This is a genomic window from Roseburia zhanii, assembly GCF_014287635.1.
GTDB lineage: Bacteria > Bacillota > Clostridia > Lachnospirales > Lachnospiraceae > Roseburia_B > Roseburia_B zhanii.
Genome location: NZ_JACOPH010000003.1, coordinates 215530 through 235415, shown reverse-complemented (window position 1 = coordinate 235415; position 19886 = coordinate 215530). Strand labels below are relative to the sequence as shown.

General features: G+C 40.2%; 18 protein-coding genes. 2 read left to right on the top strand and 16 right to left on the bottom strand.

Annotated elements, in window-relative coordinates:
- Positions 1-82 precede the first annotated feature (82 nt).
- Positions 83-571, bottom strand: a complete 489-nt coding sequence (gene leuD / locus H8S17_RS06055; RefSeq protein WP_186866612.1) for a 3-isopropylmalate dehydratase small subunit — start codon at positions 569-571, stop codon at positions 83-85.
- A 12-nt stretch (positions 572-583) separates the two neighbouring features.
- Positions 584-1843: a 3-isopropylmalate dehydratase large subunit gene (gene leuC / locus H8S17_RS06050; protein WP_186866611.1), complete on the bottom strand. Its 1260-nt coding sequence runs from the start codon at positions 1841-1843 to the stop codon at positions 584-586.
- A 137-nt stretch (positions 1844-1980) separates the two neighbouring features.
- On the opposite strand from leuC, the gene H8S17_RS06045 reads away from it, so the two are divergent.
- Complete coding sequence (locus H8S17_RS06045) at positions 1981-2877, top strand: LysR family transcriptional regulator (protein ID WP_186866610.1); 897 nt, start codon at positions 1981-1983, stop codon at positions 2875-2877.
- Positions 2878-2913: 36 nt separating this feature from the next.
- Positions 2914-3102, top strand: coding sequence for a helix-turn-helix domain-containing protein (locus tag H8S17_RS06040; protein ID WP_186866609.1), 189 nt, complete (start codon positions 2914-2916; stop codon positions 3100-3102).
- Between the two features lie 5 nt (positions 3103-3107).
- Here the strand turns inward: H8S17_RS06040 and ilvC are convergent, their stop codons facing one another.
- From ilvC to H8S17_RS05970, 14 genes are all read right to left on the bottom strand, one after another.
- On the bottom strand, positions 3108-4130 hold the full coding sequence (gene ilvC / locus H8S17_RS06035) for a ketol-acid reductoisomerase (protein ID WP_186866608.1): 1023 nt from the start codon (positions 4128-4130) through the stop codon (positions 3108-3110).
- 23 nt (positions 4131-4153) lie between these two features.
- A complete protein-coding gene (gene ilvN / locus H8S17_RS06030) occupies positions 4154-4654 on the bottom strand; it encodes an acetolactate synthase small subunit (protein WP_178051539.1) in 501 nt (166 codons plus the stop codon).
- Positions 4655-4741: 87 nt separating this feature from the next.
- Positions 4742-6430, bottom strand: a complete 1689-nt coding sequence (locus H8S17_RS06025; protein WP_186866607.1) for a [FeFe] hydrogenase, group A — start codon at positions 6428-6430, stop codon at positions 4742-4744.
- 13 nt (positions 6431-6443) lie between these two features.
- The gene (locus H8S17_RS06020; RefSeq protein ID WP_186866606.1) at positions 6444-8324 is read right to left on the bottom strand and encodes an NADH-quinone oxidoreductase subunit NuoF; all 1881 of its coding nucleotides are present in this window, start codon (positions 8322-8324) and stop codon (positions 6444-6446) included.
- On the bottom strand, positions 8321-8803 hold the full coding sequence (locus tag H8S17_RS06015) for a complex I 24 kDa subunit family protein (protein ID WP_178052000.1): 483 nt from the start codon (positions 8801-8803) through the stop codon (positions 8321-8323). Before H8S17_RS06015 ends, H8S17_RS06020 begins: the two co-directional genes overlap by 4 nt.
- Positions 8804-9089: 286 nt before the next feature.
- Positions 9090-10013, bottom strand: coding sequence for an SGNH/GDSL hydrolase family protein (locus H8S17_RS06010; RefSeq protein WP_186866605.1), 924 nt, complete (start codon positions 10011-10013; stop codon positions 9090-9092).
- Between the two features lie 208 nt (positions 10014-10221).
- Positions 10222-11232, bottom strand: coding sequence for a GGGtGRT protein (locus tag H8S17_RS06005; protein ID WP_186866604.1), 1011 nt, complete (start codon positions 11230-11232; stop codon positions 10222-10224).
- A gap of 18 nt (positions 11233-11250) precedes the next feature.
- Positions 11251-11943 (bottom strand): iron-sulfur cluster assembly scaffold protein, encoded by a 693-nt coding sequence (locus tag H8S17_RS06000; protein ID WP_178051011.1) that lies wholly within the window; start codon positions 11941-11943, stop codon positions 11251-11253.
- Positions 11944-12062: 119 nt separating this feature from the next.
- Positions 12063-12734, bottom strand: coding sequence for an LbetaH domain-containing protein (locus H8S17_RS05995; RefSeq protein WP_186866603.1), 672 nt, complete (start codon positions 12732-12734; stop codon positions 12063-12065).
- Between the two features lie 32 nt (positions 12735-12766).
- Positions 12767-14803, bottom strand: a complete 2037-nt coding sequence (locus tag H8S17_RS05990; protein WP_186866602.1) for a DNA topoisomerase — start codon at positions 14801-14803, stop codon at positions 12767-12769.
- A gap of 52 nt (positions 14804-14855) precedes the next feature.
- A complete protein-coding gene (locus H8S17_RS05985; protein ID WP_186866601.1) occupies positions 14856-16220 on the bottom strand; it encodes an ATP-binding protein in 1365 nt (454 codons plus the stop codon).
- Between the two features lie 348 nt (positions 16221-16568).
- A complete protein-coding gene (gene asd / locus H8S17_RS05980) occupies positions 16569-17654 on the bottom strand; it encodes an aspartate-semialdehyde dehydrogenase (protein WP_178051007.1) in 1086 nt (361 codons plus the stop codon).
- A gap of 168 nt (positions 17655-17822) precedes the next feature.
- Entirely contained in the window at positions 17823-19205 is a 1383-nt protein-coding gene (gene argH, locus H8S17_RS05975) for an argininosuccinate lyase (RefSeq protein ID WP_186866600.1), read from the bottom strand.
- A 3-nt stretch (positions 19206-19208) separates the two neighbouring features.
- Positions 19209-19859 carry an epoxyqueuosine reductase QueH gene (locus H8S17_RS05970; protein WP_186866599.1) on the bottom strand — a complete coding sequence of 217 codons (651 nt, stop codon included), beginning with the start codon at positions 19857-19859 and terminating at the stop codon, positions 19209-19211.
- Positions 19860-19886 lie beyond the last annotated feature (27 nt).

Sequence of the window (19886 nt, the reverse complement as noted above, 5' to 3'; positions counted from 1 at the left end):
AAAAGTGGACAGGAAGATTACAAATTTAATATTATTGTAATAAAAAAAGCATGTGAAACTTCACATACTTTTTTCAATCGGTCTATTTCTGGTTAATATAGTTGACTAAGCCTTCGCTGTCAATAATCTTCTGCATAAATTCCGGGAAAGCCTGTCCCTGATACTTTGTACCTTTGGTCTTATCTGTAATGATACCCGTATCAAAATCGACTTCTACTACATCACCGGCTTCGATCTCGTTTGCTGCTTCTTTACATTCCACGATCGGCAGTCCGATATTGATCGCATTCCGGTAAAAGATCCTTGCAAATGTTTCTGCAATGACGCAACTGATACCGGCAGCCTTAATAGAGATCGGTGCATGTTCTCTTGAAGAACCACAGCCAAAATTCTTAGTTGCCACCATAATATCTCCCGGCTTTACATTTTTTACAAAATCTTTATCGATATCTTCCATACAATGTCCTGCTAATTCCTTTGGATCGGAAGAATTTAAGTATCTTGCCGGAATAATTACATCGGTATCTACATTGTCACCATATTTGAATACTGTTCCACATGCTGCTTTCATGTATGTAACCTCCTATATTTCATCCGGACTTGAAATCTTACCGGTAATCGCACTTGCTGCGGCAACTGCCGGACTTGCAAGATAAATTTCAGATTCGACATGTCCCATACGACCGACAAAGTTACGGTTCGTTGTTGAGATACAACGTTCTTTTTCCGCTAAAATACCCATATAACCGCCAAGGCAAGGACCACATGTCGGTGTGCTGACAACGGCTCCGGCTTCAATAAATGTACGGATATATCCTGCTTCCATGGCATCTAAATAAATCTTCTGTGTTGCCGGAATCACGATGACTCGGATATCTTTTGCAACTTTTTTACCTTTTAAGATGTCGGCTGCAATCCTAAGGTCTTCTAAACGTCCATTTGTACAGGAACCAATGACAACCTGATCAATCTTGATATCACCAACTTCATCGATCGTCTTTGTATTTTCCGGCAGATGTGGAAATGCGATCGTTGGTTTTAAAGTGCTAAGGTCGATGGTATATTCTTCATCATATACAGCATCTTCATCTGCTTCATATACTTTGTATGGACGCATGGAATGTTCTTTCATGTAGGCTTCGCATTTCTCGTCTACAGGGAAAATACCATTTTTTCCACCACCTTCGATCGCCATATTTGCAATCGTAAAACGATCATCCATAGAAAGATACTGAATACCATCTCCAACAAATTCCATAGATTTATATAAGGCACCATCTACACCGATCATACCGATGATGTGTAAGATGATATCCTTTCCGCTGATCCATTTCGCCGGTTTTCCGGTCAGAATGAACTTAATGGCTGAAGGCACTTTAAACCATGCTTTTCCAGTTGCCATACCAGCCGCCATATCTGTACTTCCTACTCCGGTAGAAAATGCTCCTAATGCTCCATAGGTACAAGTATGAGAATCTGCTCCGATGATCACATCACCTGCAACTGTCAGACCTTTTTCCGGCAGCAGAGCATGTTCGATTCCCATTTCTCCTACGTCAAAATAATTGGTAATATCGTGTCTACAGGCAAATTCGCGGACACATTTACAGTGCTGGGCAGATTTGATGTCTTTGTTCGGTACAAAATGATCTAATACCAGTGCAATCTTATCTTTATTAAATACACCTTCTGTTTTCATCTTCTCCATCTCATGGATGGCAACCGGTGAAGTAATATCATTTCCAAGAACAAGGTCTAAATCCGCCTCGATCAGTTGTCCTGCCTGCACAGATTCTAAACCTGCGTGTGCTGCAAGAATCTTCTGGGTCATTGTCATTCCCATGCAGTAATCCCTCCTAAATAGTTTGTGTGTGTGAGTGAATGTTTCTTATCTTTGGTTGTATTGTAGCACAGGTTTTGCTATAATAGAAATACATATTAAATATATTTACCATAATTTCCAGTTATAGAGGTGAACCTATGAATCAGAATTTATCTGCTTATCGCATTTTTTATACAGTTGCTCATGCAGGAAACATTTCAAAAGCTGCAAAAGAATTATACATCAGCCAGCCCGCGATCAGCAAGTCTATTCAGAAATTAGAGGACGGAATCGGCTGTAAACTTTTTTTGAGAAGTTCCAGGGGCGTGACTTTGACAGAAGAAGGTGAACTTCTCTATTCTTATGTCAAAAATGCATTTGAAACACTAACACTTGGCGAAGAAAAACTGCACCGTTCGATCGAACTTGGTGTCGGACACCTTAAGATCGGTGTCAGTTCCACACTTTGTAAGTATCTCCTGCTCCCCTATCTGAAGGAATTTATCAAACGCCATCCGCACATCAGCATTTCGATCACCTGTCAGTCTACGAATGACACGCTGAAATTATTAGAGGAAAATAAGATCGATATCGGTTTGATCGGCAAGCCGGATAATACGAAAAATATCCAGTTTGATTATCTTGAAGAAATTGAGGATATTTTTGTCGCTACTAAAGATTATCTAAGAAATTTAAAAATGCGTGGTGTCACCAAAAGCCATATTCTGCAAAATTCCACGCTGATGCTGCTTGATAAGCACAATATGACCAGACAATATATCGACGATTACCTACAGATCAACCATATTCATGTGCAGGATTCCATTGATATTTCTGACATGGATCTGTTGATCGAATTTGCAAAGATCGGTGTCGGGGTTGCCTGTGTCATTAAAAGTTTTGTTACCTCTGAACTTGCAGATGGAACGTTGATCGAGATTCCGTTAGGTATTCCGATTCATAAGCGGGAAGTCGGATTTGCTTATAAGACGCAGTTGAAGCCGTCGAAATCGCTGCGGGCGTTTATTGAATTTTATCGTGGGTATACGCCGTAGTGGTATTTTTCAAATCATTACAGGAAGTGATGAAAAATGATGTATACGGAACGAATCAGAGCTTTAAGAGAAGACAGTGACTATAACCAGACGATGGTCGCCTGTGCAATCCACGTTGTGCAGACTGCATATTCTGATTACGAAAAGGGAAAAGTAAGAATAGAAAAAAGCCCTCCGGCAAGGAATTTCTTCCAAACCGGAGGACTTGTATTATACTTCTTATGAAATGATTAGTTGTTGATCAGCTTATCATCTTCGTTGTTCCAGCTGTAAAGTTTACGGATCTCTTTACCAACTGCTTCTGATGGATGCTCTGCTGCTAATTTTCTCATAGCTTTGAAGTGAACCTGTTTTCCAGCAGGTGACATATCTAATAAGAATTCTTTTGCGAAAGAACCATCCTGAATGTCGGATAAGATCTTCTTCATAGTCTTCTTTGTTTCTTCTGTGATAAGTTTTGGTCCTGTGATGTAATCACCATATTCTGCTGTGTTAGAAATAGAATATCTCATTCCTTCGAAACCTGACTGGTAGATTAAGTCTACGATCAGTTTCATCTCATGGATACATTCGAAGTATGCATTTCTTGGATCATATCCAGCTTCGCATAATGTTTCAAATCCAGCCTGCATCAATGCACAAACACCACCGCAGAGTACTGCCTGCTCACCGAATAAGTCTGTTTCTGTTTCTGTTCTGAATGTTGTTTCAAGAACACCTGCTCTTGCTCCACCGATTCCTAAAGAGTATGCTAAAGCGATATCCTGTGCTTTTCCTGTTGCATCCTGCTCTACAGCGATCAGACAAGGAACACCTTTTCCAGCCTGATACTCAGAACGTACTGTATGTCCCGGTCCCTTTGGTGCGATCATTGTAACATCTACGTTTGCAGGTGGTACGATACATCCGAAATGGATATTGAATCCATGAGCAAACATTAACATATTTCCTTCTTCAAGGTTCGGCTCGATATCGTTCTTGTAAAGATCTGCCTGTTTCTCATCGTTGATCAGGATCATAATGATATCTGCTTTTTTAGCTGCTTCTGCTGCTGTATAAACTTCAAAGCCCTGTTTCTCAGCTTTTGCCCATGATTTGCTTCCTTTATAAAGACCGATGATTACATGGCATCCGGAATCTTTTAAGTTCAATGCATGTGCATGTCCCTGACTTCCGTAACCGATGATTGCGATGGTCTTTCCATCTAATAATGATAAATTACAGTCTTCCTGATAGAAAATTTTTGCTGACATAATACTATATCCTCCTAAAATTATTAGTCTAAATATTTGACATCTGCGGAACCTCTTGTCAGTCCCGTAATACCGGTTCTTGCCAGTTCTAATATCTCATATCCCTGCAAGAGATCAAGGAAAGCATCTAACTTATCCTGATGACCGGTCAGTTCGATTACCATAGAATCGTTTGTGACATCTACAACTTTTCCGTGGAAAATTTCTGTTACATTAAGAATCGCCTGTCGGTCTGTGTCCTTCGCACGAATCTTAACCAAGATAAGTTCTCTTGTCACGGAAGTTCCATGTTCCAGCTTCTTGATGTCTAAAACATCTTCTAGCTTGGACAGTTGCTTTTCAATCTGTTCAAGTATCTGTTCATCTCCGCTTGCTACGATCGTTATTCTCGTATACTTCGGATCAGCGGTCACGCCCGACGAAAAACTGTCGATATTGTAACCTCTCCTGCTGAACAGACCGGAAATATGGCTGGTAACACCTGCGGTATTTTCAACCAACAATGATAAAACCTGTCTTCTCATAAGAAAACCTTCCTTTTCTTTTCACTCACACTAGCAATTATTCTAGCACATATGGTCGAAAAGTCAATACTTTTAGACTTTATGTTTTTATTTTAGGTTTCTATGTAATAAGCGATGCTCTTTTCCTTTTAAGAAATCCTGATACAGCGCAACGACTGCCGGATTCTCATCGGAGGACTTGATATTGCTGCTCTTATCGACTTTGTAGATGCCTTCCATACGTCTTTGCTTCGTTCTAGGTCCTGCAGGTCCCGGCTGTCCGCCACCCATGATGCATCCTCGTTTACATGCCATCACTTCCACAAAATCGTAAGTCACTTCACCGGCTTTGATACGGTCAAGCAGTTTCCCGGCATTTGCAAGTCCGTTTACAACAGCAATTTTTACTTCTCTGCCCTGATAGTCTACAACGGTTTCTTTGATACCTTCCTCACCGCGGACGCCTGTAAAACTGATATCCCGCAAGGTCTGATAATCTTTGTTTGGGGAAAGCCTTCGCAAAACGGCTTCTGTCACACCGCCTGTTGTTCCAAAGATCGCACCACCACCGGATGCTAAGGCAAATGGCATATCTGCCGATTCACCGGAGATCTTATCGAACTGGATACCCATCTGTTTGATCATACGGATGACTTCGGTTGTCGTCAGTACATAGTCCGTGTCCTGTCTGCCATCAGTAAAATTATCTTTTCTTAAGATCTCGCCTTTTTTTGCGGTACAAGGCATGATCGATACGACAACGGTCTTTTTGCCTTCTTTTTCATCTGATTCCTTGTAATATTCTTTGATCACTGCGGAAAACATTCCCTGTGGGGAACGGCAGGTCGAAATATTTTCTGCAAATTCCGGATATTTATTTTCACAGTATTTTACCCATCCCGGACAGCAGGATGTAAATAATGGTAATTTTTCTCCTTTTTCTAATCTTGCCGCAAATTCTGCGGATTCTTCCATTACGGTTAAATCTGCCGCAAAGTTGGTATCGTAGATCTGGTCAAATCCCATGATACGAAGTGCTTCGACTAATTTTGCAAAAGAATTTTCTCCTTTTGGGATCTGGAAATGATCGCCGACGGCAATTCGGACTGCCGGTGCAACCTGTGCTACCACACGTATGTTTTTATCTTCGATCGCATCCCATACGACGGATACATTAGAACGTATCGAGATCGCTGCTGTCGGACAGACGGCTGCACATTGTCCACAGCCGACACACTCTGTTTCACTGATTTTTTTATCGAATGCCGGCATTACCTGTGTCTTTGAGCCACGAAATGCAAAATTGATCGCACCTACTCCCTGAATTTCATCACAGGTACGCACACAGTCACCACACAAAATACATTTGTTTGGATCAAGCACGATGCTTGGTGAACTCATATCGATCGGCCGCTCTTCGCGTGTATTTGGAAAACGCACATCATGCACACCGACTTTGTATGCTAAAGACTGCAGTTCGCACATGCCGTTTTTATGACAGACGGTACAATCCCTGCAATGTGAAGCCAACAGTAATTCCATAATGAGTTTTCTGTATTTCTGTATCCGTTTTGTGTTTGTATAAATCACCATTCCCGGTCTTGGCTGTTCGGAACAGGAGGCAAATATCTTTCCTCTCTCATCTTCTACCACGCACATACGGCAGGCTCCATAAATGGACAATTCTGAATGATAACAGAATGTCGGCAGGTCAATGCCTGCTTTACGGATCAGGGAAAGGACATTTTTTTCTCCCTCGATCGGCACTTTTTTAGAATCTATTGTAATATAATCCATGTCACGTTCCCTCCTAACTTTCCTTTACGATTGCACCAAATGGACAGTTTTCCAAACAGGTTCCACATTTGATACAGACTGCCTGATCGATTACAAAAGGTTCTTTTATTTTTCCGCTGATCGCATTAACTGGACAATTTCTTGCACACTTAGAACATCCTTTACAGACTTCCGGTAAAATCTTATAATTCTGCAATGCCTGACAGTTTCCTGTCTTGCAGCGTTTTTCTACCACATGCTCTAAATATTCTTCCCTGAAATTCCGAAGCGTGGAAAGTACCGGAAGTGCTGCACTCTTTCCTAATCCGCAAAGTGCGGTATTCGTAATTGCCTCACCTAATTCTTCAAGCATTGTCAGGGATTCCTCGGTTCCTTTACCGGCTACAATATCTTCAAGGATCTCTAACATCCGTTTGGTTCCTTCCCGGCATGGTACACATTTTCCGCAGCTTTCATTCTGTGTAAAATTCATAAAGAAACGGGCAACTTCTACCATGCAGGTATTCTCATCCATTACGACAAGTCCACCGGAACCGATCATTGCACCTAATTTTTTTAAAGAATCAAAATCTAATTTTACATCAAGATCTCTCGTCACCAAACAGCCACCGGATGGTCCGCCGATCTGCACTGCTTTGAATGGAACGTCATTTTTGACACCACCACCGATATCATAGACGATATCACGCAGGTTTGTTCCCATCGGCACTTCGATCAGTCCTGTATTTTTTACACTTCCCGTCAATGCAAATGCTTTTGTTCCCGGACTTCCTTCTGTTCCGATCGTATGATACCATGCGGCACCTTCATTGATGATCATTGGAACGTTTGCATAGGTTTCTACATTATTTAATACGGTTGGTTTTCCAAAAAGTCCCTGTTCAACAGTTCTTGGTGGTTTTGTTCGTGGCATCCCACGTTCGCCTTCGATCGAAGCTGTCAGTGCGCTTCCTTCCCCACAGACAAATGCTCCTGCACCACGATTGATATGTATCTGGAAATGAAATCCTGTTCCTAAAATATTTTCTCCTAATAAGCCTGCTTCATTTGCCTGTGCGATCGCAAGTTTCAGACGATTGATCGCTAATGGGTATTCTGCACGCACATAGATATATCCTTCGGCCGCACCGACTGCATAGCCTGCGATCATCATTCCTTCTAACATTTTATGCGGATCGCCTTCCATAACGCTTCTGTCCATAAATGCTCCCGGATCACCCTCATCACCATTACAAACAACGTAGCGTTCGGTCTCTTTTTGTCTGGCAACCTGTTTCCATTTATATCCGGTCTGGAAACCGCCGCCGCCTCTTCCTCTTAGATTGGATTCTAAGATCTCATCGATGACTTCCTGCGGTGTCATGTCAAATAAAACTTTTTCTAATGCCCGATATCCGCCTACTGCAAGGTATTCATCTATGTTTTCTGCATCGATATGTCCACAGTTTTTTAACACTAATCTAGTCTGTTTTGCATAAAAAGGTATTTTTTCCTGTGTTTCGTATTTAACACCTTCGGATTCATATAAAAGACGTTCTACCGGACGGTCATTGTAGATTGATTCTTCAAAAATCTCGTCACAGTCGTCTTCTTTGACTTTGATATATAAATAGTTGCTTGGCTCAATACGCACCAATGGTCCCATTTCACAGAATCCATGGCATCCGCTTCTCTTTACTCCCGTATGGATGCCCTGATGTGCTTCATCACCAAATGCAACTTCCACGCCATCTTCTTTTGCCGCAAGTTCTACGAATCTGTCATAGATTTTTGCAGAACCGCCTGCTAAGCAGCCTGTGCCTGCACAGACTAAAATACGATGTTTCGGCTGTTTCATCGCCGCTTTTGCGTCTTCACGCTTTTTTGCTAAAGATTCCCTATTTTCTAATCTCATTTATTCTCTGCACCTTTCAATTCTTCAAATAATTCATGCACCTTTTCCGGTGTCATTGCCGGATGTACAACATCATTTACAGTTAATACCGGAGCAAGTCCACAGGCTCCTAAACACGATACCGTTTCTAATGTGAAAAGCATATCTTCTGTTGTATGCTTGCCTTTTTTAAGACCGGTTTCCTTATAGATCTGCTCTAATATAGCTGTTGATTTCCGTACATGACAGGCGGTTCCATCACATACACGAATTACATATTTTCCTTTTGCTTCAAAAGAAAAATTTTCATAAAAGGTTGCAACACTGTAAGCCTTTGCCTCGTTGATCCCCAAACATTTTGCAACATAGCTTAATAGTTCTGGCGGAAGATACCGGTAGTAAGTCTGTATATCCTGAATGATCGGGATTAAAAACTTCTGCATCTTGCCATGCTGGCTGATGATCTCATCTGCCTTGTCATAATATGATTGTTCTAGCATATTACCCCTCCATGTATATATAGTGTCCGAAATAACGAACCATGCTCATAGTTTAACAGATTGACGAGTAAAAGAGAATTTTTTTCGACTTCATTTGTAATTTTCGTGATATATGATAATTATTTCCAGAATTATTTGTGTGTTTTTACTATATATGTCTGCCATTACTCATATATTAACTATATATTGTTGGAAACAAAAAAAGATGAAAAATCCGTTTTCTGGATCTTTCATCTTTTTCATGTTTTAAATAAGAAAATCTGTTTACTGACTGCTTTTACTGTGATCAGTTCTGGATCTGTATCTGGTTGATCACCTGCTGGGCAATACATGCCATTCCTTCATCATTCGGATGTGCCGCAACGACTTCATTTGTGATCGTATGGCTCTCTCCGTCTGTCCCTGCCACTTCTGCACCGATCGCAGATTTATAAAAGCTTTCATAGCCGTTTAAAAATTCCGTCATATCTATAAATGTAACGCCGTAGGCATCACAGGCGGCATGTTTTGCGGATTCGATATCCTCGGATGGCCAGAGGACTTCTCCTAACATCAGTATCTGGGCATTTGGTGCTTTTTCCCTGATCATTTTGACTAAACTGTCGTAGTCCATACCTAATGTTTCCATATATTCTGTAATATTTTCGCCTGTCTGTATCGTCACAAGATCGGTATATTCATTGAAATATTCTTCATAATCCTTTTGGATCGTATTCCGGTCTGATGCAAGTTCCCATTTTTTTAAATCAAGTACGGTTGTTGTTACCGGTTTTACGGACTGGGCACCTAACCATTTCGAAACAATATGGATGTAGTCATTATCTTCATTTGATGCTGCCATACCCCAGTTACCCCACCATAAACCCTCATCATCAATATCATTACAGGTAATGGAATTACCAAGAGCAACGTAATCATAGGTATCTTTGGTTGCTACAATGGCATCGATCTCTGCGGATGCTTCTGTATCCTCTGTTTCTGTGGCCTCGATCTGTTCTGTCGGAAGTTCTGTTCCTGTCTGTTCTTCGCTGCCTTCTTCTGTTTCTTCTTCGCTAAAGGCGGCTTTTACTTCGGATTCTTCTTCCGGCTTTTCCTGTCTGACCGGCTGTTTATGAACGGTTTTTGTTTCTTTTTTGCTTTCTCCACAGCCTGCAAAAAGTATCAGAACTGATACGAGAAGTAAAAGGCTGTAACAAATTTTTTTCTTCATAATCATTCCTCATTTCTGTTCGACTCTGTATATTACCGATTATTATAGTCCAACGGATTTCAGATTACAAGAAATTTTACTGTTAAATTCATCTGCTTTTCATATACCAAAAGAAACCATACAAAAAAAGAAACTTCCGACATTCCTAAGAATGTAAGAAGTTTCTTTTTAAGTTCTTTCGAACCCGATTATCTGATTGTATCAAATATTAGCATTTTCCTGCTTTGTGTGCTTCTTCGATAGCTACTGCTACTGCTACAGTCATACCAACCATTGGGTTGTTACCTGCACCGATCAGACCCATCATTTCTACGTGAGCCGGTACGGAAGAAGAACCTGCGAACTGTGCATCGGAATGCATACGTCCCATAGTATCTGTCATACCATAAGAAGCTGGTCCTGCAGCCATGTTGTCCGGATGAAGTGTACGTCCTGTACCACCGCCGGATGCAACTGAGAAGTATTTCTTACCCTGCTCGATACATTCTTTTTTGTATGTACCTGCTACCGGATGCTGGAAACGTGTTGGGTTTGTAGAGTTACCTGTGATAGATACACCTACGTTTTCGTGATGCATGATAGCAACACCTTCCTGAACATCATCAGCACCGTAACATTTTACAGTTGCACGAAGTCCATCAGAGTATGCTTTTTCATATACAACATTTAATTTTGCTTCTTTATAATCATATTTTGTTTCAACAAATGTAAATCCGTTGATACGGGAAATGATCTGTGCAGCATCTTTTCCAAGTCCGTTTAATACAACACGTAATGGTTTTTTACGAACTTTGTTTGCTTTCTCAGCGATTCCGATCGCACCTTCAGCAGCTGCGAAAGATTCATGTCCTGCTAAGAAGCAGAAACACTCTGTTTCTTCCTCTAATAACATTTTTCCAAGATTACCATGTCCTAAACCTACTTTTCTGTGGTCAGCAACAGATCCCGGAATACAGAAAGCCTGAAGGCCTTCTCCGATTGCTGCTGCAGCGTCTGCTGCTCTTACAGCACCTTTTTTGATTGCAATTGCAGCACCTACAGTGTAAGCCCAGCAAGCGTTCTCAAAACAAATAGGCTGGATCCCTTTGATCTGATTGTATACATCAAGTCCAGCATCTTTTGTGATTTTTTCAGCTTCTTCGATAGAGCTGATTCCATAACTATTCAACACAGCGTTGATCTGTGGAATTCTTCTTTCATATGATTCAAATAATGCCATTGCTTTCGTTCTCCTTTCCTATTCCTGTCTTGGGTCAATGATCTTAACAGCATCAGCTACACGGCCATACTGTCCTTTTGCTTTCTCCCAAGCTGTATTAGGATCATCACCTTTTTTAATGAAGTCAGTCATTTTTCCAAGGGAAACGAACTGATAACCAATAACTTCGTTGTCGGCATCAAGAGCAATACCTGTTACATATCCTTCTGCCATCTCTAAGTAACGAACACCTTTTTCTTTTGTTGCGTACATTGTACCAACCTGAGAACGAAGTCCTTTTCCTAAATCTTCAAGACCAGCACCAATTGCAAGTCCATCATCAGAGAATGCACTCTGTGTACGTCCGTAAACGATCTGTAAGAATAATTCTCTCATTGCTGTATTGATCGCATCACAGACTAAGTCTGTATTCAATGCCTCTAAAATTGTTTTTCCCTGTAAAACCTCTGCTGCCATAGCTGCGGAATGTGTCATACCGGAACATCCGATTGTTTCTACTAATGCTTCTTCGATTACACCATTTTTTACATTTAATGAAAGCTTACAGGCACCCTGCTGTGGTGCACACCAGCCTACACCGTGTGTAAATCCTGAAATATCTTCAATTTTTTTGGAATGAACCCATTTTCCTTCTTCTGGGATTGGAGCTGGTTCATGTTTTGCGCCTTTTGCTACCGGACACATGTTTTCGACTTCCTTAGTGTAAATCATTATAAGACTCCTTTCGACTAAATCATTATACAGATGCAGATATATCAACATATTCTGCACACTGCTTCTTATTTTCGCATATTTTTTTGGATTCGTAAAGTACTTTTATTGTTTTTTGTTTACTTTACTGCTTTGGTCACGATTTCGTTTTTGTTCTTATATATAGAATTTGCCGGAACGACTCCTCTGACCATGGATAATGGATAGATATTACTGCATCTTCCGATAACAGTTCCCGGATTTAAAACTGAATTACATCCAACTTCTACATGATCTCCCAACATGGCTCCAAATTTCTTTAAACCTGTTTTAATTTCTTCATTGTTATCTTTTACTACAACTAATGTCTTATCTGATTTTACATTAGAGGTAATGGAACCTGCACCCATATGGGATTTATGTCCGAGAATAGAATCTCCGACGTAATTATAATGCGGCACCTGTACGGAATTAAAGATGATCACGTTTTTTAATTCTGTGGAATTGCCTACGACAGAACCTTTTCCTACGATCGCACTTCCTCTGATAAATGCACAATGACGGATCTCTGCATCTTCATCAATGATCAATGGTCCATTTAAATATGCGGTTGGAGCAACTTTTGCACTTTTTGCTACCCAGATTTCTTCCCCTTTCTGTTCATAGATATCGGTATCTAATGTTGGTCCGATCTTACGGATAAAATCACTGATCCCTTTTAACGCCTCCCATGGATATTCCACGCTTTCTAATAATTCGGCTGCGATTGTTTCTTTCAGATCATATAAATTGGTTACTTTACACTGTTCCATTTTTGATTCTCCTTTATTAAATCTAGATTTATTTATTTCTTTGTCTTATAGAATTGTGCTGCTTTGTCGAACTGTCCTCGCAGTAAATACTGGTTGTTCAGTCCCAGCACACCACTAGTACGGCTTTTGATAAAATTCGTCAGCTTTTCCATGTATTCGTCTGAAGTGATGCTTCCCTCTGCCACATAGGTCAGTCCTTTTTCCCAACTTGCTGTTAATTCTGGATTTAATAATGACCTTATTGACGCATTTACCACATCATAGATCATTTCGCCCATCAGCGTCGGGGTAATGATCTGCGTTTTTTTATTAAGTGCCAGGTATTTGTTTGCCACTAATTTCTTTAAGATTTCTGCTCGTGTAGCACTTGTACCAATTCCACTTCCTTTGATCTGTGCACGCAGTTCTTCATCTTCGATCAACTGTCCGGCATTTTCCATTGCAAGGATCATCGAACCGGAATTGTAACGTTTTGGCGGTGAAGTTTCGCCCTCTTTGATCTCATATCCTTCCATGTCAAGCAGATCTTTTTTCTTCAACGAAGAAATATGTGCTAAAAGATCTTCATCTCCGATCTCCTCACCAGATTCTGAAGATTCTGCATCTTCTTTGGCTGCCGTTTTCTTTTTCTGGAAGGAATAATTCATTACTTTTAAATATCCTGCATCTGCGAGCACTTTAAAACTTGCATAGAACTGTTCTTTCTGCTGTTTTTCAGAAGCTTTTTCGATTGTTACCGCAGTTGTCAATGTCACTTTCTGATAAATTGCCGGAGGATAGAATATGGCTAAAAACCGTCTTACAATGGCTTCATATACATTGACGCCACGTTCATTGACGCTTTTTAGTGCACCAAATCCCTGTCCTGTCGGGATGATCGCATAATGGTCTGTGATCTGCTTATCATTGACATATCTTGTTTTCGCAATATTTTGATAAGTTCCTTTTTCTAAAACTTCTTCTGCGAAAGGACGCATTCCCGGAATATTGCGAAGCCCACCGATATTCTTATGGATCTCTTTTGCAACTGCTGTGGAAAGAACTCTCGCATCGGTACGTGGATAGGTTACTAGCTTTTTCTCGTATAACTCCTGCACAGTGGCAAGGGTTTCATCTGGACTGATCTTAAAAAATTTTGAACAGTCATTTTGTAATTCTGCAAGATTATATAACAATGGCGGATTTTTTGTTTCTTTTTTCTTTTCTACTTTTTCGACATACATTGGAAGATTTTCTAAAGATACGATCAGTTCCTTTGCGGTTTCTTCCTTCAAAAAACCGTTTTCTTTATATAATTTCGGGGATTGAAAATAAATAGAATCTGGATTCACTCTCCATTCGGCATCAATCTTCCTTCCCTGAAGATTTAATTTTGCAAGCACTCTGTAAAATGGTGTTTTTACAAATTCCCTGATCTCCCGTTCCCTTCGTACAACCATTCCAAGCACACAGGTCATTACTCGTCCGACTGAAATCACGGAATATTTTTCATGCAGATAAGATGCGATCGCATTTCCATATTTCAATGTTAAAAGTCTTGAAAAATTAATTCCCATCAAATAGTCTTCTTTTGCCCGAAGATATGCACTGTCTGCAAGATTATCATATTCTGAGAGATCTTTTGCCTCCCGTATTCCCCTTAAGATTTCTTCTTCTGTCTGTGAGTCGATCCAGACGCGTTTTCTTTTTTTGTCTTTCACTCCTGACATCTGTTCGACTAAACGGTAGATATATTCCCCTTCACGTCCAGAGTCTGTACAGACATAGATCGTATCAATGTCTTCCCGATTTAAAAGCCCCTTTACGATCTGAAACTGTGCAGAAGCACTTTTGATCACTTCATACTTAAATTCCTGTGGGATAAATGGAAGTGTTGCAAGGCTCCATTTTTTATATTTCATATCATAAACTTCTGGATAACTCATAGTGACAAGATGTCCTACACACCATGTTACAACTGCTCCCTCTCCTTCGCGATAACCGTTATAGCTTCTCATATCCATCTTCAAGGCTTTGGCAAATTCCTGTGCAACGCTCGGCTTTTCGGCTATATATAACGATTTCCCCATAAATTAAGTCCTCTTTTTATAACTATCTCTTATCCTCATAGTTACCCTCTTTCTATAATTCTGTCATATCGATTAAGGAAAATCGCTCATCTTCCTCTGACTTTTTGATCAGTTCTTCATCGAACGCCTTTGCCGAAAAGAGAAAATAGTGCTTTGCCTTGATCCTTGCCTGTTTTAACAATTCTTCTAACTGCTCATAACGGGCATAGGACATCTTCTCCTCTGACCAGTTGCAGATACCGACCACGTTTTCACGTATGCTATTCTGTGCAATGATATCAATATTTCCCTGTTTTCCAATCCATGTTCCGATTTTTTTGATTTCGACCGGAAGTTTATGTATCTGATCTAACAATTCCATATATTCCATACAGACACCGGTAAAATAGCGGTTTAGATATTCTTCTAATGCCCCTTCTATATGACGGTCATAAAATTCCTGTGGCGTATGCAGATATAAGTCTGATAAGTGAGGGAATACAAACTTAAACCAGAAATTGATAAAGGTATGCCGGATCTGATAGATACCTTTTTGTGCATTCTCCCAGCCACCGGTTTCAAATGAAACCACTTTTTCGATCACGCCTAATTCCATCAGATGTTTCATATAGACACTGATCTTGGCTCTGGAATATCCGGTAAACTGATATAATTCATTCAACTTTCTATGACCGGATGCGATTGCTGATAAGATCGTATTATAAACGGATAATTCACGAAGTTCCATTCGGATATATTGTTCTGCTTCACCAAACAGCCGTCCATCTGCCGACAAGATCTGTTCACAGACATTTTCTTTTGTGGATTTCTCTCCATCCCAGCAGTTTAGATATTCTTCCATGCCTCCTATGATCCCATATACTTCAACACATTCACTGACTCCGTAATCCGGAAATCTTCTGACGATATCTAAAAACTTCTTCTCTGTGATCTTATGGATATCATCGATCAGGAAAAATGCATCTTTTAGGGCTGCCTGCATTTTTTGTTCTACCCATACCACAGATGAACTACAGAGCAGGATCAGAAGCGTTCCACCGCTTTTGGCTTCTGTTTTCTTTAATTGTGACAGTGTCTGTATGAAATCGCTGTCTTTTTTGATCAGATATTGAAATTCATCGATCACAAGGACAAATTTTCCCTCTCTGTCCTCTAATAAGCTTTGCAGACATTCTAAATACTCCGTTTGCGCCGTTTCCTTGGAATACTTTTCCTGTAATTCTCTTATAAAGACTCTTTTCTGCTCTAAATCAGATAGTTCTCTGGCTCTATAATAAAAATAATCTTTTTCTTTTAGAAATTCCCTGAGATATTCTTCTTTTCCACAGCCCTTTGTACCATAAAGCACGAATATCTGATCCGTTTTCTTCTGGTACTGATATTCTAATAATCTGACTTCTGCCGTTTTCTCTGACATATCATCCTACCCTTTTTCTGACATCATAAATCACTAGCCGGCACATTTATAATTACCATGCTGCCGGTTACTACCATCATTTTATTGTAGCACACATAAAGATAGCCCGTCAAACAAATCTGCCTGACGGACTATCGAATGCTAGCTATCTGTTACTGTTCAGACAGCACCTAAACACCTTGCTGTTTAGGTGCGTATGACCGTGATTCGGGCGTGAGCAGCCCCCCTTTTGCGTAGCAAAATTTAAATGGGGCTGCGAAGTTGCAGTTCGCAGGGATACCTGTGAACTGTAACAGCTATCTGTTACAGTTCACTATCTTACCCATAAACAATGACCATACTGTCTGCTTATTTCTTTGTAATGTATCCCTGTGCTTTTAACAGTTCTGCACACAATACAGCTCCACCTGCTGCACCACGTACGGTATTGTGGGATAAACCTACAAATTTCCAATCGTATACGGTATCTTCTCTTAATCTTCCGACATTGATTCCCATACCATTTTCAAAGTTGACATCTAATGCAACCTGTGGTCTGTTGTCTTCTTCTAAATAGCGGATGAACTGCTTTGGAGCACTTGGAAGATCTAATTCCTGTGGAACTCCCTTGAAGTTTTCTAATGCTGCGATCAACTGCTCTTTGGTCGGTTTCTTTTTGAATTTTACAAATACAGCTGCTGTATGTCCGTTTAATACCGGAACACGGATACACTGACATGTGATCACTGGAGAGGCAGCCGGCACGATCACACCATCTTTGATCTCGCCCCAGATACGAAGCGGCTCTTTCTCACTCTTTTCTTCTTCTCCACCGATATATGGAATGATATTTCCTACCATTTCCGGCCAGTCTTTAAATGTCTTTCCTGCTCCTGAAATTGCCTGATAAGTAGTAGCAACTACTTCATATGGTTCAAACTCTTTCCATGCTGTTAAAACTGGTGCATAACTCTGAATCGAGCAGTTTGGTTTTACAGCTACGAAACCTCTTGTTGTTCCTAAACGTTTCTTCTGGAACTCAATTACTTTCATATGTTCCGGATTGATCTCTGGTACTACCATCGGTACGTCCGGTGTCCAGCGGTGTGCACTATTGTTAGAAACAACCGGTGTTTCTGTCTTTGCATAATCTTCTTCGATCTTTTTGATCTCCTCTTTTGTCATATCAACAGCGGAAAATACAAAATCTACAGAAGCTGCTACTGCTTCTACTTCGTTTACATTTTTTACAATGATATTTTTAACAGCTTCCGGCATTGGTGTATCCATTTTCCAGCGTCCGCCAACTGCTTCTTCATATGTTTTTCCTGCACTTCTTGGACTTGCTGCAATGGTTGTTACCTCAAACCATGGATGATTCTCTAACAGAGAGATAAATCTCTGTCCTACCATTCCTGTTCCACCTAAAATGCCCACTTTTAATTTTTCGCTCATGTTCTTATCTCCTCAGTTTTCCTGTACGTCCTACACGTACATTTGTCTTTCTTTAAATATCTTAAAATGAATCAATCAAAAATGCAATTCACATATTATCAAAAAATATCAGGTGAATTGCACTTTTCTTATACATATGTACCAAATTTTTGAAATATCTGTAACCGATTACGGATTTTCATTCAAATATTTTCTTTCTAATGCGATGACATTCTCCATTGCAGCCTTACCCGGTGCTCCGATCGTCAAACGTTTATTGACACAGGTTTCCATGGAGATCGCATCATAAACATCTTGCTCAAACACATCGGAAAACTGCTTGAATTCCTCGATGCTCATATCGTCGATCGCAATTTTCTTATCAATGCAATACAATACGATCTGTCCGATGATACCATGTGCGTCCCTGAATGGCACTCCATGATTTACCAGATAATCTGCTGCATCGGTTGCATTGGTAAATCCATGGTTTGCACTTTTTCTCATCACTTCTTTATTGAACTTCATCGTAGCTAACATTCCCTCAAACAAGGCAAGACAGCCTTTGACTGTATCGATCGCATCAAATGTCAGTTCTTTATCTTCCTGCATATCTTTATTGTATGCAAGTGGGATTCCCTTCATTGTAGTAAGCAGGGAAACTAAAGCACCATAGACTCTGCCTGTCTTACCCCGGACTAATTCTGCAATATCCGGATTTTTCTTCTGCGGCATGATACTGCTTCCGGTACTGTATGCATCGTCAATTTCCACAAACTGATATTCATTTGAATTCCAGATGATCACTTCTTCGGAAAAACGGCTTAAATGCATCATGATCGTTGCTAATGCTGATAAATATTCGATCAGATAATCTCTGTCGGATACACCGTCCATACTGTTTAATGTCGGTCCGTAAAATCCTAGGAGTTCTGCTGTATAATCCCTGTCTAAAGGATATGTGGTTCCGGCTAATGCACCCGAACCTAATGGGCAGTAATTCATACGCTCATAAATATCATGCAGACGCAGACGGTCACGTTTAAACATTTCAAAATATGCACCCATATGATGTGCAAGGGTGATCGGCTGTGCTTTCTGCAAATGAGTAAATCCCGGCATAATCGTTTCGGTGTGTTCTTCCATAATGCCAAGGATTGTTTCTAAGAGTTTTTTTACCAATTCATCGGTTTCTTTCACTTCTGCCCTTGTATACAGACGCATATCTAAAGCAACCTGATCGTTTCTGCTTCTTCCGGTATGTAATTTTTTACCGGTATCCCCTAAACGGTCGATCAGATTTGCCTCTACAAAACTGTGAATATCTTCATATTCATCGGTGATCGCAAGTTTTCCTGACTCTACGTCTGCTAAGATCTCATCTAAGGCAGCTGTGATCTGTTGTGTTTCATCCTGTGTTAAAATGCCCTGTTTTCCAAGCATTGCCACATGTGCCTTACTGCCTTCAATATCCTGTTTATAGAATTTCTGGTCAAATGATATGGACGCATTGAAATTATATACTAACTTATCAGTTTCTTTTGTAAAGCGTCCTCCCCATAACTGTGCCATAATCTATATTCTCCTTTCTTTTTCTGCTTCCCGTTCCTGTTTTGAAAAAATGCATCCACAATAATCCTGACGATACATGCCATATGCATTCGAAAGTTCTACGGAACGTTTATATCCATTTTTTTTCTTAAAATCGGAGTTTAAATAGGGAATCTGATATTCTTCTGCTAATTTTTCTCCGATCTCATTTAACTTTACTGCATTCTTAAGCGGACTGATCGACAATGTTGTCGTAAAATAATCCACACCTAACTGTTTCGCTAACTTTGCTGTTTCTGATAAGCGAAGTTCATAACAGCGGAAACACCGTTCGCCGCCCTCTTTGATCTGCTCATATCCTTTTACGGTTTGGTAAAACCGTTCTTTATCAAATGTACCGCTGATAAAGTCTACCGGATATTTTGTTGGAAATTCTTTTATAAAGCGCTGCTGTTCGGCAACACGTTTATCATATTCGGCATCTGGATAGATATTCGGATTGTAATAAAAAACCATCACATGAAAATATGCAGAAAGATATTCGATTACATAAGAACTGCATGGTGCGCAACAACTGTGCAGAAGCAATTTGGGAACTTTTTCTTCCTGCTGTAATCGTTCTAAGAGTTGATCTAACTCTTTCTGGTAATTCCGGTTCATCTTAATCTTCTCCATTTCGTATGCATTTCCATTTACAGGCAA